This window comes from Streptomyces sp. TAA486 (assembly GCF_000426165.1).
In genome coordinates this window covers 95,503-108,776 of sequence record NZ_AUEV01000015.1, presented here as the reverse complement: position 1 = coordinate 108,776, position 13,274 = coordinate 95,503, and the positions used below count along the sequence as shown (strand labels likewise).

The window sequence follows — 13,274 nt, the reverse complement described above, 5'->3', positions numbered from 1 at the left end:
CAAATTCCGCGATGCGCGGAGCGCTCCTGAGCTGGGCTCCTTGGCTCCCCGTTGCCGGCTGTTCCACCGCCCGACACGACTGGCCGACTTGGGCACCACCCCATGCCCGTTAGGCTCTGGGCAGTAAGCCAGACACTTCACGAAGGAGATCCTCGTGCCGTCCATCGACGTCGTCGTAGCCCGCGAGATCCTCGACTCGCGAGGCAATCCCACGGTCGAGGTCGAGGTCGGCCTCGACGACGGCAGCACCGGCCGTGCTGCCGTTCCGTCGGGCGCCTCGACCGGAGCCTTCGAGGCACTGGAGCTGCGCGACGGTGACACGGGCCGCTACGGCGGCAAGGGTGTGGAGAAGGCCGTGCTCGCGGTCATCGAGCAGATCGGCCCCGAGCTGGTGGGCTACGACGCGACCGAGCAGCGCCTCATCGACCAGGCGATGTTCGACCTGGACGCCACGGCGGACAAGTCCTCGCTCGGCGCCAACGCCATCCTCGGTGTCTCGCTCGCCGTCGCGCACGCCGCCTCCGAGGCGTCCGACCTGCCGCTCTTCCGCTACCTCGGCGGTCCGAACGCGCACATGCTGCCCGTGCCGATGATGAACATCCTCAACGGCGGTTCCCACGCGGACTCCAACGTGGACGTCCAGGAGTTCATGATCGCCCCCATCGGAGCGGAGTCCTTCTCCGAGGCGCTGCGCTGGGGTGCCGAGACGTACCACGCGCTCAAGGGCGTACTGAAGGAGCGCGGCCTGGCCACCGGGCTCGGCGACGAGGGCGGCTTCGCCCCCAACCTGGGCTCCAACCGCGAGGCGCTCGACCTGATCGTCGAGGCCGTGCAGAAGGCCGGTTACACCATCGGCCAGGACATCGCGCTCGCGCTCGACGTCGCCGCGTCAGAGTTCTACAAGGACGGTGTCTACTCCTTCGAGGGCAAGGACCGCACCGCAGCCGAGATGACGGACTACTACGCCGAACTCGTCGACGCCTACCCGCTCGTCTCCATCGAGGACCCGCTGTACGAGGACGACTGGGCCGGCTGGCAGACCATCACCGAGAAGCTCGGCGGCAAGGTCCAACTCGTCGGCGACGACCTGTTTGTCACCAACCCCGAGCGGCTCTCGCGCGGCATCGAGGACGGCGCCGCGAACGCCCTTCTGGTGAAGGTGAACCAGATCGGTTCGCTCACCGAGACGCTGGACGCGGTGGAGCTCGCGCAGCGCAGCGGTTTCAAGTGCATGATGTCCCACCGCTCCGGCGAGACCGAGGACGTCACGATCGCCGACCTGGCCGTGGCCACCAACTGCGGGCAGATCAAGACGGGTGCGCCCGCCCGTTCCGAGCGCGTCGCCAAGTACAACCAGTTGCTGCGCATCGAGGAGATCCTCGACGACGCGGCCGTGTACGCCGGGCGCAGCGCCTTCCCCCGCTACAAGGGCTGACACAGGCTCCGCAGCCCGGCCACGGCCGCGCCGCTCATGTCGCGGTGCCCGACCGGCCGTCGCTGCGCCTGTCCCCGCCGCCGTTCCCGTACGGTGGCGGGGGCCGCCCGGCCGCCGGAAGCAGCACGCGCACGATGCGCGGCGTGAGCCGGGACGTGGCGGCAGCACGGACAGCTGAGAAGGGGACAGGGGAGGAACGTGCCCGCGGATCGCTTCTCCACCGCGACCAGACTCAGGGCGCTCGGTACCCGGGCCGCCGAGCGCGTCTACCGCGCCCGCGGGCGGACGGTGCGTGCTCCGCGCCGCAGCCGTCTCACGGGAAGGGCCGCGGTGCTGGCCCTCGTCGTGTGCTCGCTCGTGGTCGCCCTGGCCTATCCCATGCGCCAGTACGTCTCGCAGCGCACGGAGATCGCCGAGCAGCAGCGTCAGGCGGAGCACGCCCGCAAGCAGGTCGAGCGCCTGCGCGAGGAGCGTGCGCGCTGGCGGGATCCCGCGTACGTCGAGCAACAGGCCCGCAGGCACCTGCACTTCGTCCGCCCCGGCGAGACGGGCTTCACCTTGCCGGACGGTACGGGCATCGCGCACAGGCCCTCCGACCGCGGCTCCGACCGCGCCTGGTACCAGAACCTCTGGGACGGAGTGGACAAGGCCGACAGGGCGGAGCAGGCCGAGGAGATCAGCGTGTCCGGCAAGGGCAACTGAGCCGCTGAACTCCCGTCCGCACACGGGCCGTTCGATATGTCTCCGTGAACTCCCGTGAGCGTCACCCCCGAAGACCATTCCGACCGTCACCCCGAAAGAGTCCCGCACCGATGGAAGAACCTCCGCCGCAGACCGAGCCCACGCCTCCCACGGACGCCGATGTGGCCGCGTTCAAGGCGCAGTTGGGCCGGCCGCCCCGCGGTCTGCGCACGATCGCGCACCGCTGCCCTTGCGGCCTGCCCGATGTCGTGGAGACGGCGCCGCGGCTGGAGGACGGCACCCCCTTCCCGACCACGTACTACCTCACGTGTCCGCGGGCCGCCTCGGCGATCGGCACTCTTGAGGCCGAAGGCGTCATGCGTGAGATGACGGAGCGGCTCGCAGAGGACGAGGAGCTGGCCGCGGCCTACCGTGCGGCCCACGAGGACTACCTTGCCCGCCGCGACGCCATCGATGTGCTCCCCGGCTTCCCCAGCGCCGGCGGCATGCCGGATCGCGTGAAGTGCCTCCATGTGCTCGTCGCCCACTCACTCGTCGCCGGCCCGGGGGTCAACCCGCTCGGCGACGAGGCGCTGGCGATGCTGCCGGAGTGGTGGGCCAAGGGCCCCTGCGTCCCGGTACCGCGTGACGGGGAGCAGGACACGGGCGAGGGTGCCGAGCGGCGGGGCGACACGGCGGCCGGCTGACCGCCCGAGCCGGTCGGCGTCACGCATGCCGATCGGTGCGATTGCGGGCGCTCGTCCCGTCAAGCGCCCGCCCGTACGCGCATACGCTGGGGCCGACCCGTCGTGTGAGGAGCGTGAGGAGAGCGCATGACCCGTGTCGCCGCCGTGGACTGCGGTACCAACTCGATCCGGCTGCTGGTCGCCGACGCCGACCCGGCGAACGGTGAACTGAAGGACCTGGAGAGGCGGATGGAGATCGTCCGGCTCGGCCAGGGTGTCGACCGCACGGGCCGTCTCGCGCCGGAGGCGCTGGAGCGCACCTTCGCCGCCTGCCGCGACTACGCGCGCGTGATCGAGCAGCACGGTGTGCGGCACGTGCGTTTCGTCGCCACCTCCGCGTCGCGGGACGCGGAGAACCGGGACGAGTTCGTGCGGGGAGTCGTGGACATCCTCGGAGTCGAGCCTGAGGTGATCACCGGCGACGAGGAGGCGCAGCTCTCCTTCACCGGGGCCACCAAGGAGCTGACCGGGCGCGCGGATCTCGACAAGCCCTATCTCGTCGTGGACATCGGCGGAGGCTCCACGGAGTTCGTCGTCGGGGACGACTCCGTGCGGGCCGCCAGGTCCGTCGACGTCGGCTGTGTGCGGCTCACCGAACGCCACGGCATCTCCGGCCCCGTCACCGCCGCCCAGCGCGAGGCGATGCGGGCCGACGTGTCCGCGGCGCTGGACGAGGTGGAGCGGAGCGTGCCGCTGGCGCAGGCCCGCACCCTCGTCGGCCTCGCCGGCACGGTCACCACCGTCGCGGGCATCGCGCTGGGCCTGGACGCGTACGAGCCCTCCGCCATCCACCACTCCCGGATCCCGCGCGAGCAGGTCGCCGACACCGTGGAGCGCCTGCTGACCTCGACGCACGACGAGCGGGCGGCGATCCCGGTCATGCATCCCGGGCGCGTGGACGTGATCGCGGCGGGCGCCGTCATACTGCTGGTGATCATGGAACGTACGGGGGCCGAGGAGGTCGTCGTCAGCGAGCACGACATCCTTGACGGCATTGCGTGGAGCCTCACTTGAGCCTCCTCGCCGCCCTCACTTGAGCGACGCCAATCTCCTTTGAAAGGGTGTCCGGGCACCTCTCCGGAGCCCTCCGGAAGAGATCTCGTGAAATAATTCACGTGGAAAACCCCCTCGTCGGACGCACATCACACCCGTTGGGGCCCCGAAACGGGCGTCGGCGGGGGAGGGCCACTGTGAACGCCGGATTCCAGCCATATGAAGGGCGGCGCACCGCTTCGGCGATGTTCTCGTGGCGCAGACGATAAGTGCAGCTCACGGCGGGGATCACCGCTCAGCGGTTCCGGCCGGAGGATCAGGAGCCGGAGGGGCTCCTGGACGTGGCCGCGCAGTGTAGCAGGGGGTGCGACCATGCTTGTGAAGCCCCTCACGAGGTCGCCCCCGGGTGCGGGTCCATACTCGATGACATGAGCACCACGGAGCGTCCTCGAATCCTCGTTGTGGGTGGCGGGTACGTCGGTTTGTACGCCGCACGGCGCATCCTGAAGAAGATGCGCTACGGCGAGGCGACCGTCACCGTCGTCGACCCTCGCTCGTACATGACGTACCAGCCGTTCCTCCCCGAAGCCGCTGCTGGCAGCATCTCGCCGCGCCACGTCGTGGTTCCGCTGCGGCGTGTACTGCCCAAGGCCGAGGTCCTCACCGGCCGTGTGACGACGATCGACCAGCAGAGCAAGGTCGCCACGATCGCGCCGCTCGTCGGTGAGGCGTACGACCTGCCCTTCGACTACCTCGTCGTCGCCATGGGCGCCGTCTCTCGCACCTTCCCGATTCCCGGCCTGGCCGAGAACGGCATCGGTATGAAGGGCGTCGAGGAGGCCATCGGTCTGCGCAACCACGTGCTGGAGCAGCTGGACAAGGCCGACTCGACCAACGATGAGGACGTGCGGCGCCGTGCGCTGACCTTCGTCTTCGTCGGCGGCGGCTTCGCGGGTGCGGAGACCGTCGGCGAGGTCGAGGACATGGCCCGCGACGCGGCGAAGTACTACCCCAACGTCCGGCGCGAGGACATGCGCTTCATCCTCGTCGACGTCGCCCCCGGCATCCTGCCCGAGGTCGGCCCGAAGCTCGGCGAGTGGGGCCTGGAGCACCTCAAGAGCCGCGGCGTCGAGTGCTACCTGAGCACCTCGATGGACTCCTGCGTCGGCGGGCACGTCATGCTCAGCAACGGCCTCGAGGTCGACTCCAGCACCATCGTGTGGACCGCCGGCGTCAAGCCCAACCCGGCGCTTGCCCGCTTCGGGCTGCCGCTGGGCCCCAAGGGACACGTGGACGTCGACGCCACCATGCAGGTGCGCGGCAGCAGCCACATCTGGGCCGCCGGGGACAACGCACAGGTGCCCGACCTGGCCGCCGGCAAGGAAGGTGCCTACTGCCCTCCGAACGCTCAGCACGCACTGCGTCAGGCGAAGGTGCTCGGTGACAACATCATCTCGGCACTGCGCGACTTCCCGCAGCGCGACTACAAGCACGCCAACAAGGGCGCCGTCGCCGGTCTCGGCCTGCACAAGGGCGTCGCGATGATCGTCCTCGGCAGGACCCGGATCAAGCTCAAGGGCCGTCTCGCCTGGTACATGCACCGCACGTACCACGGTCTCGCCGTGCCCACCTGGAACCGCAAGATCCGCGTCTTCGCCGACTGGACTCTCGCCATGTTCCTCAAGCGGGAGGTCGTCTCCCTCGGCGCGATGGAACACCCGCGCGAGGAGTTCTACGAGGCCGCCTCGCCCGTGACCGCCTCCGCGGCGGAGGAAGCCGCGGCCGAGCGCAAGACGCGGGTCAAGGAGAGCCGCGCCGTGAACCACCGGGAAGAGGCCAAGGCTTCCTGAGCCTGCCGGTGAGGTGATCCGCAGAAGGACACCGAAGACCTCCGTGAAGGGGGCGTCCGCCATCCGTGGTGCGGGCGCCCCCTTCGCAGTTCCCGCACCCTCCCCGCGCGCTCTGCGTGAGGTGACGCGGAGACAAACCGGGGTGTGAGTCGGCATAGTTCGCACGACAATCGTGTTGCATGTACGGGGTTCCACCCCTTCCGTATGGAGGTGTGTGCAATGACCGATGTCGCCTCACGACTCAGCGCGCTCACCGAACGGCTGCTCGGCGCGCCTCTGCCCGTCCGCATCCGTGCCTGGGACGGCAGCGAAGCAGGACCACCCGATGCCCCCGTCCTCCGTGTACGCCACCGGCGTGCCCTGCGCCGCGTCATGTGGCGGCCGGGCGAACTGGGCCTCGCCCGCGCCTGGGTGGCCGGGGAGATCGACACCGACGGCGACGGTGAGCTGTACCGGCTGCTCGACCGGCTGGCAGGCCTGATGTGGGAGAAGAACGAGAGCGCGCAGGAGCCGTCGCCTCGCGGGTTGCGCGCGGCCCTCGACCGTGTGCGTGACCCCGACGTACGGGCCGCCGTCCGCGAACTGTTCGCGCTCGGGGGCGCGTTGCCCCCGCCGTCGCCGCCCGCGGAGGAGCGGCGCAAGCGGCTCGGGGTGCGGCACACCCTCTTCCGCGACCGCAGAGCCGTCAGTCACCACTACGACGTGGGCAACGACTTCTACCGGCTCGTCCTCGGCCCGAGCATGGTCTATTCGTGCGCCTACTGGGAGGCCGCGGCGGCCGGGAGCACACCGACGCTCGAAGGCGCCCAGCGAGCCAAACTCGACCTCGTCTGCCGCAAGCTGGCGCTGCGTGAGGGGCAGCGGCTGCTGGACGTCGGATGCGGATGGGGATCGCTGGTGCTGCACGCGGCCCGTGAGTACGGGGTGCGCGCCGTCGGCATCACGCTCTCCCAGGAGCAGGCCACCTACGCCCGCAAGCGCGTGGCGGAGGAGGGGCTGACGGACCGTGTGGAGATCCGCGTGCAGGACTACCGCGAGGTGCGGGACGGTCCGTACGACGCGATCTCCTCCATCGGCATGGCGGAACACGTCGGCCGGGAGCGCTACCGCGAATACGCCGGTGACCTGTACGGGCTGCTGCGGCCGGGCGGGCGGTTGCTCAACCACCAGATCGGGCGCCGCCCGATGAGGGACGAATCGGCCTACGAGGTCGACGAGTTCATCGACGCGTACGTCTTCCCGGACGGAGAGCTTGCCCCGCTCGGGCAGACGGTCGCCGTGCTGGAGGAAGCGGGATTCGAGGTGCGCGACCTCGAATCGCTGCGTGAGCACTACGCGCTGACGCTGCGTTCCTGGGTCGCCAATCTGGAGGCCGCCTTCAGCGAGGCGGCGCGCCTGAGCTCGTACGGACGGGCGCGGGTGTGGCGGCTGTACATGGCCGCGTCGGCGCTCGCCTTCGAGCACAACCGGATCGGCATCAACCAGATCCTCGCGGTCCGCACCCCCTCCGACGGGGCATCGGGACTGCCGCTGCGCACCAGGGAGTGGCGCGCGGCGTGACGGCCATCGCGGCCGGGACGGCGTGACCGGCGGGCGGTCCACCCCCGCCGGTGCGCCGCCCGCCGGTCACTCGTCGGCCTCTTCGCCGAGCACGAGCACCTGGATGGCGAGCACCGCGGCGCCACGCGCCCAGTCGTGGAAGTCGGAGACCTTGGTCTCCAGGTTCACCGGATCCGCGTGCGGATTCGTGTGGGCCTCGATGGCGTCGAGGACGGCGCCGCCGGCCACGTCCATCAGCCCGACGCCCTCGCCGGCGAGCAGGATCTTCTCCGGCAGCGCGAAGTTCGCGATGTGCGAGATGAGAATGCCCAGCGCACGGGCGGCTTCGCCGATGACGCGCGAGGCCGCCGGGTCCTCCTGACGGGCGAGCCGGAGGATCTCCTCGTAGTCGACGGAGCGGCCGGTCGCCGCGCGGACCTGGTACTCGATGCTCTGGACGGTGAGCAGCGAGGCGGCGCTGCCACGCTCACCTTCAGGGGTGAGCGGGCCGGACGGGTCGAGGATCCAGCGCTCCGACGTGCCGTGGTAGTCGTCCGAGGGGCGGACGGCCTCCCCGTTGATGACGAGCGTGTAGCCGATGCCCGCCCCGATGGTCAGGACGGCGAAGCGGTCGAAGCCGCGCCCGCCGCCGAACCATGTCTCTGCCTCGACCAGCGCCGCGACGTCGTTCTCCACCACCACCGGCAGCCCGGTCCGATCCTCGAGAAGGCCGGCGAAGGCCACCTCATGCCAGCCCAGGTACGGGGAGTCGACGGCCACGGACCGCCCACGGACCGGGCCGGCGAGGCCGACGCCGATGCCCGCGAGATGCGGGAACTCCTCGGCGAAGGACCGCACGATCGAGTGAGCGACGTCGGCGACGGCATCGGGATCGGAGGAGCCCAGCTTGCGGTCCTCCCGCCGGACGACGGTGCTCTTCAGAGTGGTGACCACCCCGTAGACCATGTCGCCGGTGATCTTCAGTCCCACGAAGTGCCAGGGCTCGGTGACGATGTCCAGAGGACGCCCCGGGCGGCCCTGGCCCGCCGTGGTCACCGGCGTCAGCCCTTCCAGCAGCAGGCCGGAGTCGATCAGCGGTTTGGCGAGACGCGTCAGGCTCCCGCCCGACATGCCGAGCTGCCGGGCGATCTCACTGCGGGAGGTCGGGCCGTTCTTGAGCACCTCGATCGCGACCGCGCGCTCCGTGGGAGTCAGCGGCCGCCAGCTCGGGGCCGTCCCACCCGAACTGCCCGGACTCTTCGAACCCTTCAATCACAGCCTCCGCGACGGTACTTGGACGTGGCGAATCTCAGCCTATGCGAGTCCGGGATAAGTTCTGCGTGGAACTATAGGTGCTCGATTCCGGCACAGAACCTCCCGTGCGAGACTCCTTGACACTCACAATAACTTCCACGTAGAAGTAAATCCATCGAGGTGAACCACGAGGAGACGCGGACGAGGAGGTCTGCCGGTGGCCGTGATCAAACCGACGACTGCGAGCCCGGCCACGGGGCGTGCTCCCGGAGAAGGCCGTACGGCTCTCCTCTTCATCGCCCCGGCGATGATCGGGTACCTGGCCTTCCTGGTGTGGCCGACGCTGCGCGGCGTCTACCTCAGCTTCACCAGCTTCGACCTGCTCTCCGCCGAGAAGTGGGTGGGCCTCGACAACTACCGGCGCCTCGTCAACGACCCGGTCTTCTGGGACTCGCTGGGCGTGACGCTGCACTACGTCGTGGTCAACATCGGGGTGCAGACGGTCGTCGCGCTGCTGATAGCCGTGCTGATGCACAGGCTCACCAGCTCGACCGTCCTGCGGGGAGTCGTGCTCGCTCCCTACCTGGTCTCGAACGTCGTCGCCGGAATCGTGTGGCTGTGGATCCTGGACACGCAGCTCGGGGTGGGCAACGAGATCATCGAATGGCTCGGCTTCGAGCGGATCGCCTTCTTCGGCGACGCCTCATGGGCGATACCGACGATCGCTCTCGTCAACGTATGGCGGCACGTGGGCTACACGGCGCTGCTGATCTTCGCGGGACTGCAGTCCATACCGCCGACGCTCTACGAAGCGGGCCGCGTCGACGGCGCGAGCGAGTGGCGCATGTTCAGGTCCATCACCATTCCGTTGCTGCGGCCGATCCTGTCGCTGGTCCTGATCATCACGATCATCGGCTCGTTCCAGGTCTTCGACACCGTCTCGGTCACCACCGACGGCAAGCCCGCCAACGCCACCAACGTGCTGCAGCTGTACGTGTACGACCTCGCGTTCGACCGCCTGCAGTTCGGCTACGCCTCGGCCATTTCGGTGGCCCTGATGCTCGTGCTGACCGCCATCACCGTCTTCCAGTACCGGCTCATGCGCGCCGGCCGCTCGGACCTCGGCTGAGAAGGGAAGGTCCGAAGTGACGGCAACGATGACGCATGCGGGGACCGGCAGCGAACCGGAGACCCGCGAGGAGCCGGCCGCCGGCAAGCGGGAGCGACCTCCGCTGTCGTGGGGGCGCGTGCTCGCCTGGGCCGCGATGGCCGTGATCACCCTGATCACGCTGTTCCCGTTCTACTGGATGCTGAGGACTGCGCTCTCCACGAACACCGCACTGGCGCAGGCCCCCGCCTCGGCGCTTCCCGTGGACTTCAGCTTCGGCGGGTTCCTGAGGGTCTTCGGCCTGCAGAGTACGAAGGAGGCACTCGCCGAGGGAGGGTCCGGTGGCTCGCTCGACTTCTGGCGCTACCTTGCCAACTCGGTCCTGGTCGCCACGATCGTCACCTTCTGCCAGGTGTTCTTCGCCGCGATGGCCGCCTACGCCTTCGCGCGGCTGCGCTGGCGCGGGCGGGACGCGGTGTTCGGCTTCGTGCTGGGCGGACTGATGATCCCCGCCGTCTTCACGCTGCTGCCGAACTTCGTACTGATCAAGCAAGCCGGCCTGGTGGACAGCCTGTTCGGCATCGCGACGCCGATGGTGTTCATGACGATGCCGTTCGCCGTCTTCTTCCTGCGCCAGTTCTTCCTCGGCATATCCCGCGAGGTCGAGGAGGCCGCGCTCATCGACGGGGCCGGGCGGATCCGTGTCTTCTTCCGGCTGATCCTCCCGATGTCCACGGCTCCCATCGCGACGCTGAGCATCCTCACGTACATCACCGCGTGGAACGAGTACTTCTGGCCGCTGATGGTCTCCTACAGCGGCAGTTCGCGGGTGCTCACCGTCGCGCTCAGCATCTTCCGGGCGCAGACCCCGCAGACGGGCACCGACTGGGCGGGTCTGATGGCGGCCACCTTCGTCGCCGCGCTGCCCATGGTGCTGCTCTTCGCCCTGTTGGCGAAACGCATCGTGAACTCCATCGGCTTCAGCGGCATCAAGTGAAGGAGAGTGGGATGAGCACCGCACCGAGCGGCACCCGGCGCCGCATGTCCGCCCGGGCCTGCGCGGCCTCCTTCGTGGCGCTGGCCCTGGCCCTTCCCGCCGCGGGCTGCGCACCGCAGACCGTCTCCGGCGGGGACGAGCACACGGTCTCGTACTGGATGTGGGACTCCTCCCAGCAGCCCGCGTACGAGGCGTGCGCGAAGGCGTTCCACAAGAGGAACCCGGGGCTGCGCGTCGACATCACCCAGATCGGGTGGGACTCGTACTGGACGAAGCTCACGTCGAGCTTCATCGCCGGCACCCAGCCGGACGTCTTCACCAACCACGTCGCCAAGTACCCGCAGTACGAGGGGCTCGGGGCGCTCAGTCCGCTGGATGAGCTGGGCCCGACCCGCGGCATCGAGGCCTCGGACTACGAACCGGGCCTGGCGAAGCCCTGGACGGGCCGGGACGGGCACCGTTACGGCGCCCCGAAGGACTGGGACACCATCGGCGTCTTCTACAACAAGAAGATCACCAAGGCGGCGGGGGTCAGCGACGCCGAACTGCGCGATCTTGCCTGGAATCCGCGGGACGGCGGCAGCTTCGAGAAGACCCTCGCCCGTCTGACGGTCGACGTGAACGGGAAGCGTGGCGACGAGCCCGGCTTCGACAAGGACAACGTCGTGCGCTACGGCCTGGCCACCAACGACGCCGGGGGAGACAACAGCGGCCAGACGCAGTGGAGTTCCTTCGCCGCCTCGGCCGGCTGGCGTTACACGGACAAGAATCCGTGGGGCGAGCACTACAACTACGACCAGAAGGGCTTCCAGAAAACCATCGACTGGTACTTCGGCCTCGCCGAGAAGGGCTACATGGCCCCCCTCGAGGACTACTCGGACACCAACCACCCCGAGACGCAACTCGATTCGGGCAAGGCCGCCCTCGCGATGCACGGCTCCTGGATGCTCAGCACGTTCGCCGGCCTCAAGGGCGTCGACGAGCTCGGCATAGCCCCGACGCCGAAGGGCCCGACGGGCAAGCGCGCCTCGATGCTGGGCGGCCTCGCCGACTCCATACCGAAGGGAGCGAAGAACAAGCAGGGCGCCGCGAAATGGGTCGCCTTCCTGGCCTCGGACGAGTGCCAGAACCTGGTGGGCAAGGACGCGACGGTCTTCCCCGCGACCCCCGAGGGCACGAAGAAGGCCATCGCCACCCACCGCAAGAACGGGCTGGACGTCTCACCCTTCACCCGTCACCTCGAGGAAGGCACGGCCTTCTCCTTCCCGGTGACGGACCACGCCGCCGACATCAACGCGATGATGATCCCCGCCATGCAGGAGATCTACGCGGGCGATTCCCCGGCGAGCTCCCTCTCGGAGACGAACAGGCAGATCAACTTCCTCTTCCAGCAAGGCAATTGAGCCAGCGGAACAATTGAGTACCGAGTAACCACGGCACGCACAGGAAAGGCTTTCGCTCGTGCCCTTCTCCATCGGAATCGTCGGCGCCGGACAGTTCGCCGGATCGTTCGCCAAGCTCTTCCGGCTGCACCCCGGCGTCGGCGCCATTCATGTCACGGATCTCCTGCCCGAGCGCGCCGAGCGGCTCGTCGCCGCCGAAGGGCTGGCAGGAACCGTGTCCTCCTTCGACGACATGCTCGAATCGGACGTCGACGCGGTCGCCCTCTTCACGCAGCGCTGGACCCACGGACCGCTGGCGGTACGGGCGTTGCGCGCGGGCAAGCACGTCTACTCCGCCGTGCCCATGGCGGTCTCCGAGGAGGAGACGGCGGCCATCATCGAAGCCGTCAAGGAGACCGGCCTCACGTACATGATGGGCGAGACCAGCCACTACAACCCGGCCACGGTCTATGCGCGCGAGAAGATCGACGACGGCGGCTTCGGGCGGCTGTTCTACGCCGAGGGCGACTACGTCCACGACATGGACCTCGGCTTCTACGACGCGTACCGCTTCAGCGGGGGCGAGCGGTGGAAGGAGACGGCCAGCTATCCGCCGCTTCTCTACCCCACGCACAGCATCGGCGGTGTGCTGGGTGCTTGGCAGACGTACGCCACGAGCGTCAGCGCCGTCGGTGTCCGCGACGAGCGGGGCGACGGCGTGTTCGACCGGCAGGTCAGCCAGTTCGGCAACGACTTCTCCAACGCGACGGCGCTCTTCGAGGTCGCCGGCGGGGGATCGTTCCGCACGAACGAGTTCCGCCGGGTCGGATACCCCTCGCACATCCGTGAGTCCCGCTTCCGCTTCTTCGGCACGGAGGGGAGCTTCGAGCAGCTGGCGACCGTCAGCTTCTGGCAGGACAAAACCGGTGTGCGGGACGTCTCGGAGCATCTGCAGGCCGTGCCGACGCTCTCCGCCGACGATCCCTCGCTCGCCGACGTCTCGCCGGCGCTGCGTGACGCCTTCATCTCCGGTACGGCTCCGGTGCACGACCGTGCCCGTCTGCCCGCCGAGTTCGCTCACGCACCCAACGGGCATGAGGGAAGCCACCACTTCCTCGTCGACGACTTCGTCAGCGCGGTGAACGACAGCACGCTGCCCTCCGTCAACGCCTGGGTCGCCGCCCGCTACACGCTGCCCGGAGTCGTGGCGCACGATTCGGCGCTGCGGGACGGCGAGCGGCTGCCCGTCCCCGACTTCGGCGACGCGCCGGGCTGAGCGACGGCCCGAG

The 13,274-nt window shown here is 69.1% G+C and carries 11 protein-coding genes; 10 read left to right on the top strand and 1 reads right to left on the bottom strand.

Annotation, left to right across the window (positions count from 1 at the left end; all coding sequences use genetic code 11):
• The first annotated feature begins 154 nt into the window (after positions 1-154).
• From eno to I004_RS0120600, 6 genes are all read left to right on the top strand, one after another.
• Positions 155-1,435 (top strand): phosphopyruvate hydratase, encoded by a 1,281-nt coding sequence (gene eno / locus I004_RS0120625; protein WP_028437061.1) that lies wholly within the window; start codon positions 155-157, stop codon positions 1,433-1,435.
• Between the two features lie 198 nt (positions 1,436-1,633).
• Positions 1,634-2,137: a septum formation initiator family protein gene (locus tag I004_RS0120620; protein ID WP_037977106.1), complete on the top strand. Its 504-nt coding sequence runs from the start codon at positions 1,634-1,636 to the stop codon at positions 2,135-2,137.
• Positions 2,138-2,247: 110 nt separating this feature from the next.
• The gene (locus I004_RS40400; RefSeq protein WP_028437059.1) at positions 2,248-2,823 is read left to right on the top strand and encodes a DUF501 domain-containing protein; all 576 of its coding nucleotides are present in this window, start codon (positions 2,248-2,250) and stop codon (positions 2,821-2,823) included.
• A gap of 126 nt (positions 2,824-2,949) precedes the next feature.
• On the top strand, positions 2,950-3,876 hold the full coding sequence (locus tag I004_RS40395; protein ID WP_028437058.1) for a Ppx/GppA phosphatase family protein: 927 nt from the start codon (positions 2,950-2,952) through the stop codon (positions 3,874-3,876).
• Positions 3,877-4,283: 407 nt separating this feature from the next.
• Complete coding sequence (locus I004_RS0120605; RefSeq protein ID WP_028437057.1) at positions 4,284-5,705, top strand: NAD(P)/FAD-dependent oxidoreductase; 1,422 nt, start codon at positions 4,284-4,286, stop codon at positions 5,703-5,705.
• Positions 5,706-5,924: 219 nt separating this feature from the next.
• Entirely contained in the window at positions 5,925-7,265 is a 1,341-nt protein-coding gene (locus tag I004_RS0120600) for an SAM-dependent methyltransferase (RefSeq protein WP_028437056.1), read from the top strand.
• 66 nt (positions 7,266-7,331) lie between these two features.
• Here the strand turns inward: I004_RS0120600 and I004_RS0120595 are convergent, their stop codons facing one another.
• Positions 7,332-8,516 (bottom strand): ROK family transcriptional regulator, encoded by a 1,185-nt coding sequence (locus I004_RS0120595; RefSeq protein ID WP_051345258.1) that lies wholly within the window; start codon positions 8,514-8,516, stop codon positions 7,332-7,334.
• A gap of 193 nt (positions 8,517-8,709) precedes the next feature.
• On the opposite strand from I004_RS0120595, the gene I004_RS0120590 reads away from it, so the two are divergent.
• Genes I004_RS0120590 through I004_RS0120575 form a run of 4 tightly spaced genes read left to right on the top strand, consistent with a single transcriptional unit; the run spans position 8,710 to position 13,261 of the window.
• Positions 8,710-9,627 carry a carbohydrate ABC transporter permease gene (locus I004_RS0120590; RefSeq protein ID WP_028437054.1) on the top strand — a complete coding sequence of 306 codons (918 nt, stop codon included), beginning with the start codon at positions 8,710-8,712 and terminating at the stop codon, positions 9,625-9,627.
• A 28-nt stretch (positions 9,628-9,655) separates the two neighbouring features.
• Positions 9,656-10,603, top strand: coding sequence for a carbohydrate ABC transporter permease (locus I004_RS0120585; RefSeq protein ID WP_051345257.1), 948 nt, complete (start codon positions 9,656-9,658; stop codon positions 10,601-10,603).
• Between the two features lie 44 nt (positions 10,604-10,647).
• Positions 10,648-12,006 (top strand): ABC transporter substrate-binding protein, encoded by a 1,359-nt coding sequence (locus tag I004_RS0120580; protein ID WP_028437052.1) that lies wholly within the window; start codon positions 10,648-10,650, stop codon positions 12,004-12,006.
• Between the two features lie 58 nt (positions 12,007-12,064).
• On the top strand, positions 12,065-13,261 hold the full coding sequence (locus I004_RS0120575; protein WP_028437051.1) for a Gfo/Idh/MocA family protein: 1,197 nt from the start codon (positions 12,065-12,067) through the stop codon (positions 13,259-13,261).
• Positions 13,262-13,274: the final 13 nt, after the last annotated feature.

Excerpts from the sequence above, each read along its gene's own strand:
- I004_RS0120585 (WP_051345257.1), top strand. The coding sequence starts at position 9,656 with ATGACGCATGCGGGGACCGGCAGCGAACCGGAGACCCGCGAGGAGCCG.
- I004_RS0120600 (WP_028437056.1), top strand. The coding sequence starts at position 5,925 with ATGACCGATGTCGCCTCACGACTCAGCGCGCTCACCGAACGGCTGCTC.
- I004_RS40395 (WP_028437058.1), top strand. The coding sequence starts at position 2,950 with ATGACCCGTGTCGCCGCCGTGGACTGCGGTACCAACTCGATCCGGCTG.
- I004_RS40400 (WP_028437059.1), top strand. The coding sequence starts at position 2,248 with ATGGAAGAACCTCCGCCGCAGACCGAGCCCACGCCTCCCACGGACGCC.
- I004_RS0120605 (WP_028437057.1), top strand. The coding sequence starts at position 4,284 with ATGAGCACCACGGAGCGTCCTCGAATCCTCGTTGTGGGTGGCGGGTAC.
- I004_RS0120580 (WP_028437052.1), top strand. The coding sequence starts at position 10,648 with ATGTCCGCCCGGGCCTGCGCGGCCTCCTTCGTGGCGCTGGCCCTGGCC.